This is a genomic window from Niastella koreensis GR20-10 (assembly GCF_000246855.1).
In the GTDB taxonomy this organism is placed as follows: Bacteria; Bacteroidota; Bacteroidia; order Chitinophagales; family Chitinophagaceae; genus Niastella; species Niastella koreensis.
Genome location: NC_016609.1, coordinates 703,068 through 723,128, shown reverse-complemented (window position 1 = coordinate 723,128; position 20,061 = coordinate 703,068). Strand labels below are relative to the sequence as shown.

17 protein-coding genes and 1 other RNA gene are annotated in these 20,061 nt (G+C 40.7%); 6 read left to right on the top strand and 12 right to left on the bottom strand.

The genetic code is table 11. The annotated features are described in order from the left end of the window. Positions 1 to 64 precede the first annotated feature (64 nt). The 5 genes from NIAKO_RS02930 to NIAKO_RS02910 form a co-directional block, all read right to left on the bottom strand. Positions 65 to 556: a cupin domain-containing protein gene (locus tag NIAKO_RS02930; protein WP_014216901.1), complete on the bottom strand. Its 492-nt coding sequence runs from the start codon at positions 554 to 556 to the stop codon at positions 65 to 67. A 46-nt stretch (positions 557 to 602) separates the two neighbouring features. Further along, positions 603 to 1,667 carry an alkene reductase gene (locus NIAKO_RS02925; RefSeq protein ID WP_014216900.1) on the bottom strand — a complete coding sequence of 355 codons (1,065 nt, stop codon included), beginning with the start codon at positions 1,665 to 1,667 and terminating at the stop codon, positions 603 to 605. A gap of 89 nt (positions 1,668 to 1,756) precedes the next feature. Beyond that, positions 1,757 to 2,743 carry a helix-turn-helix transcriptional regulator gene (locus NIAKO_RS02920; RefSeq protein WP_014216899.1) on the bottom strand — a complete coding sequence of 329 codons (987 nt, stop codon included), beginning with the start codon at positions 2,741 to 2,743 and terminating at the stop codon, positions 1,757 to 1,759. A gap of 706 nt (positions 2,744 to 3,449) precedes the next feature. After that, the gene (locus NIAKO_RS02915) at positions 3,450 to 3,908 is read right to left on the bottom strand and encodes a helix-turn-helix domain-containing protein (protein ID WP_242675545.1); all 459 of its coding nucleotides are present in this window, start codon (positions 3,906 to 3,908) and stop codon (positions 3,450 to 3,452) included. A 331-nt stretch (positions 3,909 to 4,239) separates the two neighbouring features. Further along, positions 4,240 to 5,223, bottom strand: coding sequence for an aldo/keto reductase (locus NIAKO_RS02910; protein ID WP_014216898.1), 984 nt, complete (start codon positions 5,221 to 5,223; stop codon positions 4,240 to 4,242). Between the two features lie 162 nt (positions 5,224 to 5,385). On the opposite strand from NIAKO_RS02910, the gene NIAKO_RS02905 reads away from it, so the two are divergent. Then, positions 5,386 to 5,895, top strand: coding sequence for a VOC family protein (locus tag NIAKO_RS02905; RefSeq protein ID WP_014216897.1), 510 nt, complete (start codon positions 5,386 to 5,388; stop codon positions 5,893 to 5,895). 64 nt (positions 5,896 to 5,959) lie between these two features. Further along, positions 5,960 to 6,091, top strand: a complete 132-nt coding sequence (locus NIAKO_RS39530; protein WP_081196036.1) for a hypothetical protein — start codon at positions 5,960 to 5,962, stop codon at positions 6,089 to 6,091. A gap of 189 nt (positions 6,092 to 6,280) precedes the next feature. Here NIAKO_RS39530 and NIAKO_RS38350 read toward each other — a convergent pair whose 3' ends face one another. After that, the gene (locus NIAKO_RS38350) at positions 6,281 to 6,457 is read right to left on the bottom strand and encodes a hypothetical protein (RefSeq protein ID WP_155966896.1); all 177 of its coding nucleotides are present in this window, start codon (positions 6,455 to 6,457) and stop codon (positions 6,281 to 6,283) included. A 361-nt stretch (positions 6,458 to 6,818) separates the two neighbouring features. Next, complete coding sequence (locus NIAKO_RS02900; RefSeq protein ID WP_242675548.1) at positions 6,819 to 7,103, bottom strand: winged helix-turn-helix transcriptional regulator; 285 nt, start codon at positions 7,101 to 7,103, stop codon at positions 6,819 to 6,821. Between the two features lie 180 nt (positions 7,104 to 7,283). On the opposite strand from NIAKO_RS02900, the gene NIAKO_RS02895 reads away from it, so the two are divergent. Then, complete coding sequence (locus NIAKO_RS02895; RefSeq protein WP_014216895.1) at positions 7,284 to 8,240, top strand: oxidoreductase; 957 nt, start codon at positions 7,284 to 7,286, stop codon at positions 8,238 to 8,240. Between the two features lie 118 nt (positions 8,241 to 8,358). Here the strand turns inward: NIAKO_RS02895 and NIAKO_RS02890 are convergent, their stop codons facing one another. Beyond that, positions 8,359 to 9,183 (bottom strand): class I SAM-dependent methyltransferase, encoded by an 825-nt coding sequence (locus NIAKO_RS02890; protein WP_014216894.1) that lies wholly within the window; start codon positions 9,181 to 9,183, stop codon positions 8,359 to 8,361. Between the two features lie 574 nt (positions 9,184 to 9,757). On the opposite strand from NIAKO_RS02890, the gene NIAKO_RS02880 reads away from it, so the two are divergent. Both NIAKO_RS02880 and NIAKO_RS36325 read left to right on the top strand, forming a co-directional pair. Next, positions 9,758 to 10,198, top strand: a complete 441-nt coding sequence (locus NIAKO_RS02880; protein ID WP_014216893.1) for an MDR/zinc-dependent alcohol dehydrogenase-like family protein — start codon at positions 9,758 to 9,760, stop codon at positions 10,196 to 10,198. Positions 10,199 to 10,670: 472 nt separating this feature from the next. Then, positions 10,671 to 13,481: an AAA domain-containing protein gene (locus NIAKO_RS36325; protein WP_014216892.1), complete on the top strand. Its 2,811-nt coding sequence runs from the start codon at positions 10,671 to 10,673 to the stop codon at positions 13,479 to 13,481. A gap of 647 nt (positions 13,482 to 14,128) precedes the next feature. Here the strand turns inward: NIAKO_RS36325 and NIAKO_RS02870 are convergent. Next, positions 14,129 to 16,516, bottom strand: a complete 2,388-nt coding sequence (locus NIAKO_RS02870) for an ABC transporter permease (RefSeq protein ID WP_014216891.1) — start codon at positions 16,514 to 16,516, stop codon at positions 14,129 to 14,131. A 346-nt stretch (positions 16,517 to 16,862) separates the two neighbouring features. Between NIAKO_RS02870 and NIAKO_RS02865 the strand changes: the two genes are divergently transcribed. Further along, positions 16,863 to 17,351 (top strand): hypothetical protein, encoded by a 489-nt coding sequence (locus NIAKO_RS02865; protein WP_133055396.1) that lies wholly within the window; start codon positions 16,863 to 16,865, stop codon positions 17,349 to 17,351. Between the two features lie 7 nt (positions 17,352 to 17,358). Here the strand turns inward: NIAKO_RS02865 and NIAKO_RS02860 are convergent, their stop codons facing one another. From NIAKO_RS02860 to ssrA, 3 genes are all read right to left on the bottom strand, one after another. Next, positions 17,359 to 17,970, bottom strand: a complete 612-nt coding sequence (locus NIAKO_RS02860; RefSeq protein ID WP_262493769.1) for a glycoside hydrolase family 25 protein — start codon at positions 17,968 to 17,970, stop codon at positions 17,359 to 17,361. Between the two features lie 372 nt (positions 17,971 to 18,342). Beyond that, positions 18,343 to 18,666, bottom strand: coding sequence for a DUF4111 domain-containing protein (locus NIAKO_RS02855; RefSeq protein ID WP_014216889.1), 324 nt, complete (start codon positions 18,664 to 18,666; stop codon positions 18,343 to 18,345). Between the two features lie 460 nt (positions 18,667 to 19,126). After that, positions 19,127 to 19,499, bottom strand: a transfer-messenger RNA (tmRNA) gene (gene ssrA, locus NIAKO_RS37545). Positions 19,500 to 20,061: the final 562 nt, after the last annotated feature.

The following is a 20,061-nucleotide window of genomic DNA, read 5'->3' as shown; positions in this document are numbered from 1 at the left end:
TGAGTTTTTCCTTTAAAAAATTCCTGGCGATGTCCAGGGCTTCTTCGCCTATTTTCCCTAAAGATTAATCCAGGTAGTTGGGCGGGTACAGTTTTTGGCCGTGCTTTTCGGCAAGCTGCATGATCCTTTTTAAATCTTCTTCGCCCCAAACAGGTGGAGGTAAAAATGCACCTGCTGCAACCGGGGTGCCTATCTCTTCGAAAAATGCATCCAGTCCAGCGGGGATCACTGTACATAACATATGCGCCAGTTCGTTGCTGTTATTCTTAAAACAATGCACCTCGCCGCCTTTAGGGATATTCACGAAAGAGCCTTGCCGGGCAGCGTATTTACCGGCTTCGGTTTTAAAGTCGATCTCCCCTTCTACTACATAAAACATCTCCTGTACGTTCGCGTGGGCATGCGGGCCCGGGCCACCGCCCGGCGGCACAAGCATGTCAATTACGGCATAGGCCCCTTCGGTTTGTTTGCCCGATATCACAATGCGGTATGTATCTCCTACAACCGAAAAATGTTCACCCTGATCTTCGTTTACGGCTATTATGTTGTCTATCATAACAAATCGTTTTTAGTATTAATTATTAACAGATTTTAAACGGTTATTAAAGCGTGGGGTAATCGGTGTAACCTTTCTCACCGGGTGTATACAGCGTGCTAACATCTATTTGATTTAACAACCCATTTTTTTCAATCCCGTTTACAAAATCAGGCGTTGATAAAAAACTTCTTCCGAAGGCCACAATATCCGCAAAACCTTTATTCAAGTGGTCTTCCGCGGTTTCGGCAGTCAGGCCGTTACATAAAATAATGGTATTAAAAAAATTAACCCTGATCGCATCAAATGTTTTTTGTGGAATGGCCGGGTTTGCAGAGATATGAATGTATTGAATATCCAGCTCATTCATGGCCTTTGCCAGGTAAGCATAAGTTTCGTGCACTTCATCTGTGTCATAGGCTTTCAGATCGCCAAGGGTTGAAAAAGGTGAAAAACGGATGCCTACTTTTTCTTTCCCGATAGCCTCTGCCACTTTTTCGGCAACTTCAACAGTTAGTCTTGCACGGTTTGCTATACTTCCGCCGTATTCATCGGTACGGTTGTTTACATTCGGATTTAAAAACTGTTCCAGCAAATAACCGTTTGCCGCGTGTAGTTCCACACCATCAAAACCCGCTTCCATGGCGTTTTTTGCTGCGGAGACGTAGCTATTAATTATATCTTTTACGCCTTCAGTGGTCAAGGTTACCGGCTCGGAATGATCCTGCATGCCTACGGTATCTGTATAAATTTGCCCGGCGGCTTTGATGTCCGAAGCACCCAGCAATATTGCCCCTTCTGATAAATTATCCGTATGGCCAATGCGGCCGGTATGCATCAATTGCAAAAATATCATGCTGCCATCCTTGTGGACTCTTGCGGTTATCTTTTTCCAGCCTTCGATTTGTGCCTTGTTAAAGATGCCTGGTATCCGCGGATAGCCTAAGGCTTCGGGTGTTGGCGCTGTGCCCTCGGTTATAATTAAACCCGCGCCGGTGCGTTGCCCGTAATAGCTTGTCATCAAATCATTGGGAATGTTGCCGGTGGCGCGGCTCCTGGTCATGGGGGCCATGACAATATGGTTCTTTAAGCTGAAATCTTTTTTATGATATGCTGTTAGTATCTTTTTCATTTTGTCCGTGTCAAATTATTTTGTTTTGACAGCACAAATGTAGATACCTGCGCAAGCTTAAAATAACGCTCAACGACTATAAAATAGTCCTATCCGGCAAGGGTGTATTTTTTGGGCGTAATACCATAATGCTTCTCGAAAAGTCTTGAAAAATGGCTGAGGTTGCTAAACCCAAGCCGGTAACCCGCTTCGGAAACAGAATAGCCCGCATGCTTCAGCAAAAAGCCCGCTTCCTGCATCCTTTCATTCTGGTAATAGTTATAAATGGTATCACCAAAGATCTGCTTAAATAATTGCTTCATTTTTGTTTCGCTCATCCCGGCCATTTTGGCCAGGGTTTTCAGTTGCGGGGGCTGGCTCATGTCGGCGAGGATGGTTGTCCTGATCACATATAGTTTATCAATATCCGATTTATTTACCGGGCTTTGCTTTTCAGCACTCCTGTCCAGCAACTTATCAAATAACAGGTATATCATTTCATGCGCTTTTATCCTGTAAAGCAGATCACTCAATTTATTTTGCTCGTTTATTTCGGAGACCTGCTTCAAAACCCGCAGCACTTCGGGGTGCATCTTTTCGTGATAAAAGAACAGGGTATCGCCATGAAGAATAGTTTCCAAAGGACCGTTTATTTTGCTGCCGATACGCAGCAGCGAAGAAAGCACCTGCCGCCTGATGCCGATCACCCCAAAATACACTTCGGTATTGGCCGGGAAAAACGTTTCGGTAGCCAGGGCGGTAGCGGCAATTTGGATGGAAGATCCATTGGTCTTTAAAAACTGCACTGCGCTTTCCCGGTCCGGTGTAAAAGCCATGGGGATTTCATTGCTGTTAAATACGATGGATATCAATTCATTGGTTTCCGGGGGCGACTTACGCTTTAAATGAAAATCCACTTTCAATGTATAATGATGCAGCACGAGTTTAAAGCCGGGTTCCACTTCAACCATTTTGATGTGGCCCTCACCCATATGCGCAGGGATTTTCAGGCCATTATTAAAAACGGGGATATTAAACTTTTCGGCAAAACTTTTTACAAAATCAAAGCCGGGCTGCACTACAAATTCAAAAGTCATTCTTAAAAATAAATTTTCTTTTTAAAAATACCTACTATTGCTTGTTAAGTTATTCTTTTACCCCAATGAATTAACTCAAGGTCATCTATACGACAATCAAAAGAAATAAACCAACGAACCATTTAATGCTGATGAAGAAGATAAAACACAGCGGTACATGTCTTAAATTGTAAACACTTCATTGCAAGAGCGCACTTATTTAATGTGCAAAGTCTGCTTGTGTAAAAATACACATGCATTAAAAATTGCAAGAATGCTATAATTTATAAGGAATTAAAATGAATGGGAATAGAATACATTGGGATTCGGTAGGATTCTCCAGGATAGAAATATTTCTGAATTTCTGACAACTGTTTTTCACCTTATTTCAGAGAATTTTAACGATGTCCGGTATGCAAGATGAGCCTCAAAAGGATGTTTGACTTCAGGTGAGTCATCGAGCACCATTCTATATTACTAGAATTGAAATTTACACTCCCAACGATCAAGTTTGTAATGTTTATCAAGATCGGAATTAGCCTTATTTCTACATAGCAAAATGGCTGACTCCTAACAGAGACAGCCATTTTGTATATAGTTTTTTTAAGTCATTTTTAAAATATCAAAAAGACTCTTACTTCTTCTTTTCTCCTCCAACATTTTTTCCAATAATGCAATTTTTTCATCTTTCTCTTTCAGCAAGGCAGTATTCAACTTTTTTATTTCTTCAATAGATTCCAACCATTTTTTCCATTGAGTTGAAAACAGGCTTGTAATTAACTGAAGAGTTATCATTAAAATTACATGCGATATTATTTATAGCTGCTTCCTCATTAAAATTCTTAATTGCATCCATCGGCACTTTCAACACTTCAGCAATTTTCTCAAGGGTTTCCGGGGCAATCGTTTCCTTTGTTTCCAATAGGGAAACACTTTGCTGGCTGATACCAAGCTCGCTGGCTAGGGTTTCCTGCTTAACCTGTAATATTTCCCGTATGCGTTTTACAGCTCGTCCTTGATGTACTTTTTCAAGGCATATGCGTAGTTGTAATGGTTTAAATATATGGAATTTATGGTATTGTGGTGTTATACCGTTATAGCCCTTGTAAAATACAATAAAAAGGACTGGAAGCCTGTTCGGGCTCGATGAGTATTTCGAACCTGCCGGTTTTCCTGGAAAATGCAATCAACCTCAGCCGCAAACTCAATACAGTATGGACTTCCGGCGATATACAAATCAAAGAAGACCTGCAAAAACTAATATTTCCAGAGGGAATTTACAATGATCGCAAAACGCAGACATTTCGAACCGAAAAGGTAAATTTCATTTTTGAGCTAATTGTCTCAAGCTCAGGTATTCCACCAGATAAGAGAAAAGGGACAAGTTATCTTATCGATTACTTGTCCCTTTCTGCGGGGTCGAGGGGACTCGAACCTCTGTTCGGGCTCCTATCGGTTATTCAATCAATTGAAACAGCTTAGAACCAACGCCTAAGTTCAAAAGAGCTAAGTTGTCATTATTTCCCTGCTTGTTTTTGTAAATCAGCAGGGTATCTGTCGCCTGATACCTGTATTTTGTTAGCAGTCTCCTCGATATTTTTCAAATCTTCGGCCGTCAATAGAATGTCTACAGCCCCCATGTTTTCTTGTAACCTTGAAAGCCTGGTAGTGCCGGGAATAGGAACGATCCAGGATTTTTGTGCGAGTAACCAGGCCAGTGAAATTTGCGCTGAAGTAACACCATGTTGATCAGCAAGCGCTTTGATCAGGTTCACGAGCACCTGGTTTGCCTTTCTGTTATCTTCCGAAAAGCGGGGTAACCGGTTTCTGAAATCGTTATCGGTAAACCGGGTGGTTTCATCAATGGCGCCAGTTAAAAAGCCCCTGCCCAACGGGCTGAAAGGAACAAAACCAATGCCCAGTTCTTCCAATACAGGTAGAATTTCCTGCTCCGGTTCGCGCCACCACAGGGAATATTCGCTTTGTAAGGCTGTAACAGGCTGTACAGCATGTGCCTTGCGAATAGTTGGGACACCTGCCTCTGACAATCCCCAATGCCGCACTTTACCTTCTTTTATCAATTCCTGGATGGCGCCCGCCACCTCTTCAATAGGCACATTCGGGTCTACCCGGTGTTGATAGAACAGGTCTATATAATCCGTTTTTAATCGTTTAAGTGATGCATCAGCAACTGCTTTGATATTTTTAGGGCTGCTATCCACACCATTGTCTAATTTTCCTTCTTTAAACCCAAACTTAGTAGCAATAACCAATTTATCCCTGTAAGGAGCCAACGCCTCCCCCAATAACTCCTCATTGGTAAAGGGGCCATATACTTCAGCAGTATCAAAAAATGTAACACCAGCCTCAACCGCCGCATGCAGTAATTTTATTCCATCCTGTTTGTCGAGTGGAGTGCCATATGCGGAACTAAGTCCCATACAACCCAGCCCCAGGGCCGAAACTTCCAGCCCACTGTTTCCTAACTTACGATATTTCATGTTTTTAAATTGATTTAATGATTGATAAAACCAGTATGCAAAGTTCCCCTGAAATTACGAATTGGCTTGTATACCAATTACTGAATTATCTACCATATTTACAGATTGGGCGCTTTCAAAATATCGGTAACTTACATATCATACAACTAATCTACAGCAGGTATGAATACGAAAAAATCAGCATCTGCGGATGAGCACGGCTTATCAGAATCGGGGTCATCAATGAAAAGGGTACAAGTTGAACAGAAGAATTATGAGATGCCGCCCCGGGACGGGTTCACCATCGCACATTTCCTCACCGTCGCCGATATCGACCGATCGGCCCGTTTCTACGAAACGGTTTTCGACGGTCGCATTCTGAGCAGAGGTGACAGCAACGGCGCACCTGCCTACATTCAGATCGCGAATACGTGGCTCATTGTCAACGTTGGAGGGGGTCCCACGCCCGACAAACCAACAGTAACACTCAGTGTGCCTGACTCCGACAGGATCAACAGTTTTATGAATATTCGTGTTGCAGATATTCAGGCGTGCTACAAACTTTGGAAAAGCCGGGGAGCCGAGTTCATTACAGAACCGATCCCAAAATACGGCGAGATCCGGTGCTACATACGCGATCCGGATGGTTATATTATCGAGATCGGGCAGAGTACCAACCTTACTTACGGTTAGTGCACACGGACAACCCCTACTTTTGTGTCAGCAGAATAAATAGGAAAAACGCGGATCATTTCAGGTGTCGGATGTTCAGGTAACGTCGGGCATCATAAGATGTCTAATGCTGTTGCATACTCTGGTTGCTTTCATATTTAATACCACTTTTGTTGAGCTCATCATAAACATTATTGCAGGATTGACACAAAAATGAGGCAGCTTGTTCAATGCCCTACGAATGTGGATCGCCCAAGTGTAACCGCAGAGACGCAGAGGGATTAAGAATATTATGCCTCTGCGCCTACCTGTCTCTGCGGTAAAAATTACTAATTCAACGACATTGAAATATTTAAATGTTCAATACTGCTTCTTCAACCGCCTTTCCTGGTAAGGCAATACCTGGTTATTGCATCACATAGGGGAAGGGATACAGTAAGGTTTTCCAGGTACTGCCGCCGTCATTTGTCAGGAATAATTGCTGACCGGCATAGGCCAATCCCAGTTGTTCGTTATGGAAGTAAAGGTGTTGCAGATTGTTCACGAGCCCGCCGCCGTTGTAGTTAAAATATGTATTTTTCATAGTGCTTGGCTTATCTGAAATTGAAGTTAAGGCCGATACCGATGTTAAACGTGCTGCAATCCACCGAATAGCTGTTGGCTATATCGACACCCGTTGCTGTCATTGCATTGATGATAGCTATAGAAATAGTTGGATGTTGTACGACGTTAATTATATATAAGCCTCGTTATATGCTTTTCTTTCCATGGGGAAACCATCAAAAGTTTTCGTTGTACCCTGTGCTTAAGGGCAGCTATGGGTGGGCCTCCAATTATTTTTCAAAAATTGTGGGTTAATATGTCTGTGCCGAATTGTTATAAATCCACCGCCTTTTACAAATCTTGCTAGTTTTTGAATTTGAAGGACTTTTTGATTTTAAGTTTTACCTTATAAATTTCTCCAATTCCCTTCGATGGTCTTCGCCCCATTGAGCTGTAGTATTAATAGCAGGTATAATTGTTTCCCCTAAAGCTGTCAATGAATACTCAACTATTAATGGCCGTTTAGAATGAACGGTCTTTGAAATTAAACCATGTGCCATTAATTCCCGGAGTTGAGAATCTAATACCCTTCTTGACGCCTCTGGTATCGCCTTATGGATTTCACTCGGACGCTTATATCCTGAATGAATACACCAAATCAGACTAACTTTCCACTTTCCGTTCATTACAGTTAAAAACAATTGTAATCCGCACTCATTGGAAACAGGTATCTTTTTTTGATACATATCTTTTACCGGAATTTAAATACTAAAATTGATTCACCTCGCATTTACTACAAAAGGAGGATAAATTTATCCATGCTTTTACAAAATTATTCATTGATCTAATTTCGCAAAAAAGAATGTATGTGGACAAAAAATAGTATTCCTGATTTAACCAATAAAATAGTAATTGTCACAGGAGCTAACACTGGTTTGGGTTTTGAAACAGCCCTTGCTTTATATGAAAAAGGGGCGCATGTAGTACTTGCTTGTAGAGACTTATATAAAGCAAACCAGGCTATTGAGAAAATAAAACAACATAAAGGAACTGGAACATTAGAGGCAGCCAAACTTAACCTGGAAAGCTTAAAACAAATAAATGAATTCTGTGAAGCATTTATTCAAAAACATCGCCAATTAGATATGCTAATCAATAATGCCGGAGTCGCGATGCCTCCTGCATCGAAAACAAATGAAGGATATGAATTACAATTCGGGGTAAATTTTCTGGGGCACTTTGCACTCACCGGACTTCTATTTCCATTGCTTTTAGCAACACCGAAATCACGGATAGTTACTGTAAGCAGTAACGGTTATCAGGGGGCAATCATTGATTTTGATAATTTAAGATCAGAAAAAGATTATAATGCAATTAGGGAATACAGGCAAAGTAAGTTGGCAAATTTGATATTTTCAATTGAGTTGAATCGCAGAATAAAAGCAAAGGGCCAGAAAATATTATCTATAGCTGCACAACCCGGCGCAAATAAAACAGAATTGACCAGGCATTTAAGTGAAGAAGAAATTGCTATTGGTATCGACCGGCTCGGAGAATTTATGGAGCCGTGGCAGGGAGCCTTGTCTCTACTTTATGCGGCAGTTTCTTATGAAGCAGTTGGCGGAAGTATGTACGAGCCGGAAAACGGTGGATTAAGAGGCTACCCGACTTTAGCCACCATACAAAAAAATGCAATGGACGAAGCCGTTGCCATAAAGCTTTGGCATTTCGCAGAACAAGCAACGGGTATTCATTTTCCAGGTAGTTTGCCCGCAAACACCTTGGCAGGTTGCGTTACGTTCACAGTAACCATTGCAAGCTGAACAGATGAGCAACCATTTGCATCGGTAACAGTATGCTGATAGGTAATGTTATTGAGTGGTTTGAGCGGCTAAAAAAGACTGTCAGAAATGACAGTCTTTTCTAAATTTGATGTTAGCTTTAATGTTTCACTCCCACAAACATCGACCGACTGTAATAATAGGAAAAGTCGTGTGTGTACATATCGCCTGTATAATTAAATTGCTCGAATACGCTATTAAATTTTACTTCATGCAAAGCAAGGGTAAGGTCTTTCTTGCATAACCAGAATGACTTATCGTTGTTATAGGATGCCCATAGCATCTTTTCAATCTTGCCGGCACTTGCATTCTTTTTATATTCCTTAAACCATCTTCCCCTATAGCCCTCATGACTTGTAATAGGCCCAAGACAGTAGTTTTTTGTAAACTCAAGGAATTTGGTTTTCGCTTGAAAAGGACCAAAGAGGTGTTTATTTAAAGGGCCAAGTCGATACCTTACGTCGCGTTCGGTAGCATAATGGGTATTCAGGAATAATAGCTTGTTAGTACAATTGCTGATCGTTTTTAAAAAGGCAATGGGATCATTTAAATGGTACAATAAGCCATAACATAAGACGATGTCAAATTTGCCATAGCTTGCCAGGTTCCTGACGTCATCCTTTACAAAGTTTAAATTGGTTAACCCCAGATCGCTTTTTACGTAATTGCATTTCTGAATATTCTCTTCCCGGGCATCGATGCCCAGCGTATCGAACCCTAATTTTGCAAATTCTACAGCGTAGCCACCTTCCAAACAGCCGAGATCAACAACTCTGAGTTTTTTTCTTTCCTCTTTTTTGCCCGGGAAAAACAGGTCTAACGAATTGACGATCGACTTCCACATGGCACTTTCGCCAAGCAATAAGGCATTTTCTAACGTTTTGTCACCATTACTAAGCTGAATATTGTGTCCAGTCCATTTCATATTTGGCTCTTAATTTTGAATGAGATTAGAGTGGTTTAATTGTTCTAAAAAAGGATGTTATTTCTGTAGTTGTTACTTAAATTCTGTTCAAGCTTTTAAGGCGCTAAAATAAATTAAACTTCCTATTTATGCCCGCCAAATTGATAAGTGCGTAGATTTCACGTTTTTTCGTGCAGATTCAGACAATAAACGTGTAGACAAGTAAGACATGACCGTGTAAATCCACCTGTTTAATTACAATTCAAACATAACCGAATATTATGACTGAAGAAAAAATGCTTAAAAGGCTAGAGTGCCAAACATCCCTTTCTCCTTTTCAGAATCTTTACGAGGCAGGAAAAAATCCCCTTTCTGATAAATAAGCATTTTATAAAGATGAGCAGCGATCGTATCATCTTTTATGCCCAGATCAGTCTTAATTTCATGGAGCATTCTATCTAAAAAAGCTGGCCACTGATTACCGCGGGCTAACCGCATTGAACGCCCCGGAAGATATCGAAAACTGGATTAGAGGCATGCAATATAAACCTGTATATCCACCGATTATTTAATAATTACTGAATAAATTATCAATATGAATTCATCCGCAATTATAAAAAATAAAAGTATTTCCCGAAACGAAGTTCAGGTCATTGGTACAGATGCAACCGGCGAACGGACAGAAAGCGATTCAATGGATGAAATAAAGGTACCCGCCAACCATTATTTGGGTGAGCAAACACACAGAAGCCTCTTCCATTTTTCCATCGGTGCTTTCATGAAATCAATACGATTACACGAGCGCGGAGGCGCGGATAAACTTATATGGGAAGAAGCCCCGATGCCGGTCTTGCTGCCAGGAGATGCGCTGGTGAAAATACTGGCTTCCGGACTGACGCGATATGAATTGAATTGGGAGCCCACTTATACGGATGAACATGGCAACAGCCGGCTGCCAACGATCCCTGGCCATGAATTGTGCGGCACTTTGAACGCGGGTTGGTTTTATGTAAATAGCTTTTATGAATATAATTGATTACGCAAATCTGATCAATGATTAACTGGAGTCGAGGGACTTCTATCTAACCTATATTCAACCTCCTATCAAATATGATTCTTGCAAACTTGAACCTAATAAAGAAATCGAACCCCTAGAATCAGCCTTACCATTGGGCCCTATGCATTATGCGCTAGAAAAAAATCGCTCTCTAAAAAAACTCGAACCCCGATTTTACATCCAAAACGGTGGGATAAATTATAGACAATCAAGAGATTGATTAAATAAAAAAGCGAATGATCATATCTGACCATTCGCTTAAGTGGAGTCGAGGGCAGATTGTCGAACCAATTACAAGAATTCTATAAGCGTATATATGCAGAAAAGCGATTGCCAGAGACAAAAATCGCAGATCATTGCATATTCTTTCAGGAAAGTATACCTTAAATTTCTTTTCCAAGTCGCTAATTTTTAGTATTTTACTAATAGTTTATTTCATTATTGAATCATAATGTCTGGAAAAACGCATTATACTAATGTTTTAAAATTTTGGCGGGCAATTGAGATTTTTGATCTTCCGGATTTACCTGTTCAAAAACAAAATGATCAAAAGATCTTTACTGAATTGCTGCCAGGTGATGACCTTCCGTGGGAAAATGGGGAATTTCATAATTCGGATGGGAAACAATGGAAACATACGCTGTATTTTTTCTGCACTCCTAAACAATCCGTGATAGATCTTCTTACCCAGCTATCACCTTTTACAAGCGATCTAACTCCGGAGCCACTGATAAACAACACGTGCCTGGCGGCCCTTGTTCTTGATTCTAATGGTTTACCATCAGAAAGAACATATGTTAGGGCTTCTTTTGCCTTTGGGTTAAAAATATTGAAAGATGGCGGGAATTTTGAGAAACTATCAGACCTATTAAATAAAGCTCAATCAGATTATTTGTTGCGATTTCAGGTAAAGGCAATGCAAGAAAATGATTTAAATAGTGAAGAAGATATTTACGAAGAGGATAATGAAGACAATTACTATGATGATGACGATTGCCATGAGGAGGAAATCTCAAATAATTCGATGATCAGTTGGATAGAACTGGAAAAAGAATTGAATGATCTTGAGCAATTGGTGAACGAGCAATTGCCAATGGAATTACCCATCCTTTGTGTTTCAGAGGAAGTATCTGAACAGACTACATTGGAAGCCCCTTTCCTAAACAGCTTTTATAGGGATGATCTTAATCATCTGATTGGAAATCCTAAAAACCTGGGGGCACCACTGTCCACTTACTTAACTCGTAATATTGATACAAATCAACGATTTAATTTACTGAACAAAGTATTGATGTTTGAATGTATCAATCCTAAATTTCAAACTCCGGGCCGCTGGCCTTCGAATCCGGAATATGGTTTGTATAGTGCACAACAGGCGGCACTTCATTATAGTATTCCAATCTTACAGAACCAGGATGGATTGATTGGTATAAATGGCCCTCCAGGAACCGGTAAGACAACATTATTACGCGAAATAATAGTGGATGTAATAGTAAGCAGAGCAAAAAAATTACTTTCCACTAATATACATAATTTGTTTTCCGCTAAGCGAATTGAGGTTGCAGAATATATTGGATATTATGAGCCTGACCCTTTTGTATTTGGTAATAATGGGATATTGGTGGCCAGTAATAATAATACCGCAGTTGAGAATATTTCTAAAGAGTTACCTCTTCTAAAAAATATAGATGCGGATATTTTTAGTGATGCCGACTATTTTTCTCAAATAGCGCAAAACCTTAATCCCCGCGAAACATGTTGGGGATTATTAAGCTCGGTGCTAGGCAATAGTAAGAACAGAGGTAATTTTATCAATGCGTTTTGGTTTAATAAAGGCAATGGATTTAATGCGTACCTGAAAGATCAAAAAGACTTGCCCACACACAAGAAACACATTGAACACTATGAACAGGTAGCCGATGAACTAAAAATCATGCTCGGGGAGTATGAGGAATTCAAGGCATTGGCATCAGAGTACCACAATACCCTCCAAAATCTAATCTTTGAAAATAAAAACGCACAAAAGCTTGTAAAGAAATATGAGAAACTATCAGTTGTATTAAAAGAAAAATATAATATACCAACTGCCAATCTCCCAAATCGTTTGTTTTCTTATCTTTCTATGGAAGATATCCATAAGCTAACACCTTATTCTTCTGAAAAAATAAACAAACTTAGAAGTAATATTTTTTTAAAAAGTCTTGAATTGCACGAGAGTGTTATCAATGTGAATGCAAGGTTTTTTAATTCCAATTTAAACGCATTCGTTAATATGCTGCAAGGTAATCAGACAGCACTGATCACCGAAGATATAGCAGCTATTTTATGGAACACTTTCTTTTTCTGTATTCCATTAATATCAACAACACTTGCCTCAATTCAAAGATTGTTTAATAAAACAAGAAAGGGAGGAATAGGCTGGTTATTGCTGGATGAAGCAGGTCAGGCAACTCCCCAGTCAGCATGTGGGGCTATCTGGCGTTCAAAAAGGTGTATAATAATCGGTGACACGTTACAGATCCCTCCCATTGTAACAATACCAGAAGGCTTAGAAAAAATGCTTCAGGAAAAATATAAAATTGATGATAACTGTTGGTTGCCTTCAAGTCACTCTGCACAATTTTTGGCAGACAGGGTTACGCCTATCGGAACATATGTACAAACAAATGACAAAGAAGTTTGGACTGGAATTCCATTGAGAGCGCATAGGCGTTGTAATGAGCCGATGTTTACCATTTCTAATCGCATTGCCTACAATGAACAGATGGTAAAAGTGGTGCCTGATGTACAAACTAACATTTTAAAAAGTTGTTGGGTCGATGTACAGGGAGTCCTATTAGAAACCGGCAATGTACTTAGGGAAGAAATAGATATGTTGAAAACTATGGTCGGAGAGTTCTCCAATGCAGGGCATGGGAAAGGAATATATGTTATCTCTCCTTTTAGGTCTGTTGCAGACTATTGCAAGGATGAATTTAATACTAAAATTTACAAGGGAAATATAGAGTGTGGTACTATTCATACATTCCAGGGTAAGGAATCAGATATTGTATTCTTAGTATTAGGCTCTCATCCTAAAAATAATGGCGCCCGGCAATGGGCTTCCGCTATTCCGAATATGCTTAATGTAGCTGTCACCCGAGCAAAAAAAAGACTATATGTAATAGGAAACAGGCAGCTATGGAGTTCATGCAATTATTATGATCTCCTGGCAAAAATGATTCCCACTATAAAATATGATGAACATAAACTCTTTAAATAGGAATCTTTTCTCCTGATCTGGAAATCCAGTGATATAAGGCATTTGGGGAGTTGATGGATATACGCACCCATTACAAAAAGTAAAGAGATTTAATTCTCTTGCTTAGATAAAATATTTTTACCCGGAAGCATTAGCTCCTTTGGAAAAACTAGTTGATCAGGATACCCATCAATTTCAGTGTATATAATTAGTTACTCTATGTCTGATGATGGCGAAGAGCTAAACTTAGACCTGATTCGGTATATAATTTTAAGACTTGCTCCTGTTTTTCTTTGAGGATTTACCTACTTTCGAATTCGCTTTTAAGGGTTGGATCTGTTCCAAAGCTTTAGCAAAGGAGATTTCTGATTGATGCGCAATGATCCTGCTACCTCTGGAGGCATGCTCCTCGAACGATAGAAGGTAGTGCTGCGGTTGATTAGTTCTTCAGTTATATAATAACTTCTACCGGATTCAAACCCGAAAACAGTTCCTTTTAAAAACATAAAACATCCTAAAAAGATCAATTCGACTCCTTAAAACACAGAACCCGCTACAGAATCGGGTTCTACAATTTCGTGGAGCTGAGGGGAGTCCAATCGAACCCTAGATCAATTTACTCCGGCTTCTAAGCACCCTAAAAAAGGTTTGTAAAACTAAAACTTGACTTATTCTGCTTTTATACTCTTGACCGGATTTGCGATAGCTGCCTTTATTGCATGGAAACTGATGGTTACACTACTTATAATAATGGTCAGCAATCCTGCCGCTACAAACACAAGCGGACTAATTGATATCCGGTAATCATACTGCTCTAACCAACTGCTCAAATAATAAAATGCCAGTGGCGATGCAAGCACACAGCTGAGTAAGATTAATATTAAAAAGTCTTTTGACAGAAGCAACCAAACTTGCGAAACAGATGCGCCAAGTACCTTCCTTATGCCAATCTCTTTAGCCCTCTGCTCCGTCATATACGCCGTTAGACCAAATAATCCTAAACAAGAGATAAAAATCGCCAGGACCGCGAAAATACCCGCTAGTTTCCCAATTAAATTTTCCATATCAAACTTCGCCGCATAATTCTCGTCTACAAAACGATACTGATAAGGATAGGATGGATTGTGTTTGTTGAAAATCTTGCCAATGTTTGCAATTGCCCGTTGCGTACCAACGTTGGAAGATAAACGATAGGTGATCACATTTGACCAACCAGGCGTATATGCAAAAATTGTTGGCTCTGCTGGCGAAAACGGGGATGCCATGATTGCGTCTTTCACGATACCAATCACTTTTACGCGCTGTGGAATATCATGCCAGGTGATTTCCTGGTTGATCGGCTCCTTGTATCGCATTCGCTTCACCGCTGATTCATTTAACAGGACAGACAGTGAATCAGCACCTAAAGAACCTGTAAAGTTTCTACCACGTATGATTTGCATTCCCATCGTCTTAAAATAATCAGCGTCCGATACACCAACTGTTGGCAAGCCCAGTGACTCTCCTGGCAGTTTGCCCTCCCAATTATCAATGCGTTGGTTGGACCATATATCGGTAACAGGGCTGGACGACTTAGTGACACTCGAGACCATTCCACTTCCCAATAAGTCATTCTTCAATGCCTCATAATTCTGCTGGAGATTTCCACTTAGATCGGTAGCCATTAGTTGTTGCGGATTGTATCCGGTAGGCCTCTCTCTTGCATGCTGAATTTGTTGATAAACGATGATAGTGCCAATTATAAGTGCAATCGAACAACTGAATTGTAGTACCACTAGGGTTTTCCTTGCATAGGATGCTCGCTTACCAGTTTGCAGAGTTCCTTTTATTACTTTGACCGGGCGAAAGGAGGAAAGATAAAAAGCGGGGCGACTGCCCGCACCGAGCCCGGTTATTAATACATAAGTCATCATGATCAGCCAAAACCAAGGGTTGGCAAATGGAATATCGATGTTGACGCGTGTTAGTATATTGAAGGCCGGCAGTACAAGCGTTACAATGGTTAATGAAAACAGGAATGAGATAAATGCTACCAGTATAGCTTCCGTTAAAAATTGTAAAATGAGACTTTTGCGTGCGGCTCCGATAGCTTTACGTACGCCAACTTCCCTGGCCTTCTTCTCGGATCTGGCAGTTGCAAGGTTCATAAAATTGATGCACGCGATTAACAATACCAGCAGGCCAATGATCGCAAACATCTTTACATATTTGATGAAACCTCCTGCAATTACACCATTTCTAAATTCAGAATAAAGATGCCAATCACTAATGGCATGAAGAGTAACTTCCGCGTGACTTACGGCATAGTCATCCGGATTGTACTTCTTCTCTAAAGTTTTCAGGATCGGTTGTACCTGAGTATAGGTTATATTTGGTTGTAATGAAACGAATGTTTGGGCCGTATTAGTTCTCCAGTTGGTTAGATCATTTTTTAGCCAATTGTAATTCTGCAATCCATAGTCAAAAGGAATTATATAGCTGAATTGAAGTGTTGAGTTAGTGGGAATATCCTTTAAAATTCCTGTTACCATAAGATCATGACTGTCATCGATCCGAACCATTTTATCAATAGGATCTTCATTTCCAAACAAGGCTTTTGCAGTTGCGGAGGTTAACACAATTGTGTAAGCATCACGTAACAAATTCTCTGAATTTCCTTCGATTAAAGGATATTCAAATATTTTAAGGAAATCGGAACTGGCCATCGCTCCATTTTGAAAGATCTTTTTATCCCCTACAGACAGCAAATGGCCGCCCATCCAATCCGTGTGTGCTACATATTGCACACCGGGCACATCTTGCCGGATAGCGTTGGCTAGTGGAAGACATGTTGCCGGGCTAACATTTATATTCCCGCTGTTATTTGATCGTATTTGGACCCTATAGACGTTCTTAAAACCGGGCAGAAATTTGTCGTAAGACAATTGATAATTGACCCAAAGTCCTATTAGCAATGCAACGGCCATGCCCGTGGCAAGACCAAAGATGTTGAGGATACTATAAGACTTGTTAAACCAAATACTCCGCCAGGCTGTCCTCAAATAATAAGCAAACATGTAGCTAGTTTACTGTCACGCACCAAACGAAAGACCAAGAAATTTGGACCTAGATACCAATAACTTAAGATGCAAAGGCAAAGGAAAGTGTTCGTTTTTGTTACACCAACCGTCCGGTAGCAACGGAAGATTGACCCATCCTAAAATGACTATACACAGTTAATAAATAATCGGGAGAGTCTAACATCAAGGCGAAGGTGCGGACTGATCGCTGCCACCTCGTTGGAAATGAGGGAGAAAAAGCTGTGTTTTTAGAAACAAAAACAGGAAATTCAATTGAATTTCCCGTTCAAGTGGAGTCCGCAGGCAGATTGTCGAACCAATTAAAGGAATTATTTAAGCGTATATGTCCGATAACGCAACTGATAGAAAAATTCAAACCACATGTTTTATCCCGCCTGCAATTAAGCTCAACAAATATTTAATTCTAGCTCCTATCTCGGACTTTTTGAGCCTAATAATGCTAACTTTTGAGCTAGAATCAAATAAAGCTCAAGGCGCGCCTTACCTTGATTTATCCAGCATCGGCTGGGATTATTATAACAGGTCGGGCCGGTGGGGTGAGCAAAACAAGTACCGGGGCAAACGTTTATTGTATTTTGAATCGGAATACCGAAGAGATTTTTCTCGGAACGGCTTCTGGGGTTTCGTATTATTTGCAAACGTACATACGGTATCTGAATACGCAGGGAATACATTCGTTTATAGGCATCCGGCAGCAGGGACAGGCTTGCGGATAAAATTCAATAAAATTTCCCCCACCAATATCTGTGTAGATGTTGGAATAAGCAAAAACTTTACCGGTATTTATCTTTCGTTGGGCGAGGTGTTTTAAGCAGCTTTCAATCAGTGACCCTTTTTAAGTTCAGGTCAAGGTTGCCGTTGGTACCCAAAACACCTTTCTCAGAAAATTGCCAGATGTGCCATTTGTTCCAACCTTTGGCCGGTACTGCTTTGTTTTGATCGTCAGTATACCTTGACAGCCATAATTTATACCGGGTGCCCAGTGTATGAGTGGGTGGTAATTTTCTTTCCAGGTATTCTTTTCTGCCATAGATCAATGGATTTGTTGAAGGATTAACAGGATCAAAGAAAAAACTCAGGAATGTTTCAACCCATGTCAGGTATTCTTTGGGTGCCAATGACGAATCAAAACTGGCGGTATCTTCCAGATCGAGCATTAGAGGTAGATCGGCAACTGGTAAATCTGTGAGCAGGATTTTAACTTCTGCGGCTTCGGCGGTAGCATCAAGCTCAATGGTGTTGTCATTCTTTTTATCGGGTCTTCCAAAATGATAATACCCTATTTGCAGCCCATTTTCTTTGGCAGCAAGCGCATTCGCTTTCGCCTTTTCATCGGGGGTGCCTACACCTTCAGAGATCTTTATATACACGAACTGTACATTGGCTTTTTTTATCGCAGTCCAATCGGTAATGTCATTATGATGCGAGATATCAAGCCCCCTGATAAAATTCGCCGGGCTGCCAGGAACATTCCGAAGATCATCAAAGTGGTCGGGTTGTGTTGCGGTGAGTGCAGGAGGTGAAACAGGCAGTGTTGTACGAAGACGGGTTACTACATCAATATTTTTTTCATGGCGTGTAAGCTAATAATTTTTATTAGAAAAGTCTTCCTAACAAATTTCAATACTGGAGTGAGTAAATACATTAGAGGGGACTAGCTTTTGTTAGCAGAGAAATTAGGCATTCATTCCCTGTACAGATAAACGATCGACATAGGTTCGATTTCCCCTCAGTTATAAACAAAAAAGCCCCTGAAAATCAGGGGTCAGGAAACTCAGGCGATCAAGCCTCAGTAGTTGATATCATTTTGAAGGCTGACCAGGGCCAACCAGTTGCAGTAGCTCTTCTATAGTGTCTTTCAATGCAGACGATCCCTCGTCAAACAGCATATCTTTTGCTTTTTTTGAGGCTTTATTATCATTGGACTTTTTAATAGTAGCCCTTATTGGATTGAGTACTTCAAAAAATGGCACTACCTGTTGTTCAAAGCGGGTGTCGCCTTCTATGTCTTTCAACAAATCTTCATACGAATCCAATATGCTATACATTTCCTTCACATTATCTGAAGTATGCCGGCGGGGAATGCGGTCAAACAATTGCTTTATATGTTCTTTGATTTCATTCATTTGAAAGTTAAATATATTACAAATGTGGGAAAAAAGATACCTGCACTTTTTAACAGGCCTCACGACGAATGAATTATTCTGACGGTAGATAATGGTACAAATATTTTACAATAAGTCTCAAAAACAGTAACCTTCCGCCAACTCTTTTGTGCTCACATCTATAAAGTAAGGCGCCGGTCTGGAAAACATTTTCTCTCCGCGCGGATCAGGCGGGGCAGCCTTAACCAGGCAATTATCAGAAACTATATAACTATACCAGTCGAGTATTTAATACGGAATCCAATCCTCCGTTTTGACTGACACAGTATTGCCTTAATAAACACAGCAGAAATTCATATTCAGGCAATCCTACCGGATTCGAACCAGTAAACAGTTCATTCTAAAGGCATAAAAAATCTTCGAAAGAACAATTTGATTTCTTTAAACGCAAAAACCCGCTACAGGAGCGGGTTTTACAATTTCGTGGAGTCGAGGGGACTCGAACCCCTGTCCAAACATATCCTTCAAAAGCTTTCTACATGTTTATTCCGGCATTAATTGTAGGGAAACAGCAGGAGACGGACGAACCAATTGCTTCCTTAGCTGGATAGTCTTAAGCAACCGGCACAGCCTATGGTTGCAGCATTCTGTGTTTGTTTTGAGTCGGCGGCGGAGCTGGTAACAGAACAACCTGCTCAAGCGGCCCTAATGACTATCTAATCACTGATTAGGCAGCCATGGCAAATTGAGTATTGCCATTTAAGTTTTGAATATTCAGATTAACGTGCTAATTATCCAACGCACGACATGCTTACACCTTCAAAGATCTACGCTGTCAAAACCAAAGCGACCCCATGATTAAACAACGAACTGCAAATTTACAATTTTTCCCCGGCTTTACCTACGCTGCCCCCACCGCTCACGAAAATTAACCGGATTTTGGCCGGTAAAGCTCTGGCCGGCGGGCAAAAGCGCATAGGCGGTAAGGCAATAAGCGCCGCCAGACGACCTCCTGAAGTCCGGTTCGATAAAGTTATCGCACAAATATCCTCCTCGCTTATTTCTGGTTTTAACCGCCTCAGGGCACAGGTGTTAAGCTTACCGTCTTATACCAAATTCCGTTGAACAACACCGGAACGGGTGCCTGATGTAGGGGTATTCTCTAAGTATTCTCAGGACACTCTCTGGGTATCCACAAAGGATACTCATGGAGCAGTGGAGGTCCAGAGAATATCCAGAGGATCCCTGGAGAATGTGCAGGCTATTATGCTACAATTACACTACCACCCTGGTACAATAAGACTACCTTTCTACACAGTGTTTGCAAAACACAAGCGTTTATCGCTGTAGATAAAGCATAGCAAAGGTACCTAAACAGGCCCCGGATTGTAGTGGAAGGGCCTGGGTATTGCCTGG

Bases quoted from the DNA above. Each gene is read 5' to 3' on its own strand.
- NIAKO_RS02930 (WP_014216901.1), bottom strand. From the start codon at position 556: ATGATAGACAACATAATAGCCGTAAACGAAGATCAGGGTGAACATTTT.
- NIAKO_RS02925 (WP_014216900.1), bottom strand. From the start codon at position 1,667: ATGAAAAAGATACTAACAGCATATCATAAAAAAGATTTCAGCTTAAAG.
- NIAKO_RS02920 (WP_014216899.1), bottom strand. From the start codon at position 2,743: ATGACTTTTGAATTTGTAGTGCAGCCCGGCTTTGATTTTGTAAAAAGT.
- NIAKO_RS02910 (WP_014216898.1), bottom strand. From the start codon at position 5,223: ATGAAATATCGTAAGTTAGGAAACAGTGGGCTGGAAGTTTCGGCCCTG.
- NIAKO_RS02905 (WP_014216897.1), top strand. From the start codon at position 5,386: ATGAATACGAAAAAATCAGCATCTGCGGATGAGCACGGCTTATCAGAA.
- NIAKO_RS38350 (WP_155966896.1), bottom strand. From the start codon at position 6,457: ATGAAAAATACATATTTTAACTACAACGGCGGCGGGCTCGTGAACAAT.
- NIAKO_RS02900 (WP_242675548.1), bottom strand. From the start codon at position 7,103: ATGAACGGAAAGTGGAAAGTTAGTCTGATTTGGTGTATTCATTCAGGA.
- NIAKO_RS02895 (WP_014216895.1), top strand. From the start codon at position 7,284: ATGTGGACAAAAAATAGTATTCCTGATTTAACCAATAAAATAGTAATT.
- NIAKO_RS02890 (WP_014216894.1), bottom strand. From the start codon at position 9,183: ATGAAATGGACTGGACACAATATTCAGCTTAGTAATGGTGACAAAACG.
- NIAKO_RS02880 (WP_014216893.1), top strand. From the start codon at position 9,758: ATGAATTCATCCGCAATTATAAAAAATAAAAGTATTTCCCGAAACGAA.
- NIAKO_RS36325 (WP_014216892.1), top strand. From the start codon at position 10,671: ATGTCTGGAAAAACGCATTATACTAATGTTTTAAAATTTTGGCGGGCA.
- NIAKO_RS02870 (WP_014216891.1), bottom strand. From the start codon at position 16,516: ATGTTTGCTTATTATTTGAGGACAGCCTGGCGGAGTATTTGGTTTAAC.
- NIAKO_RS02865 (WP_133055396.1), top strand. From the start codon at position 16,863: ATGTCCGATAACGCAACTGATAGAAAAATTCAAACCACATGTTTTATC.
- NIAKO_RS02855 (WP_014216889.1), bottom strand. From the start codon at position 18,666: ATGAATGAAATCAAAGAACATATAAAGCAATTGTTTGACCGCATTCCC.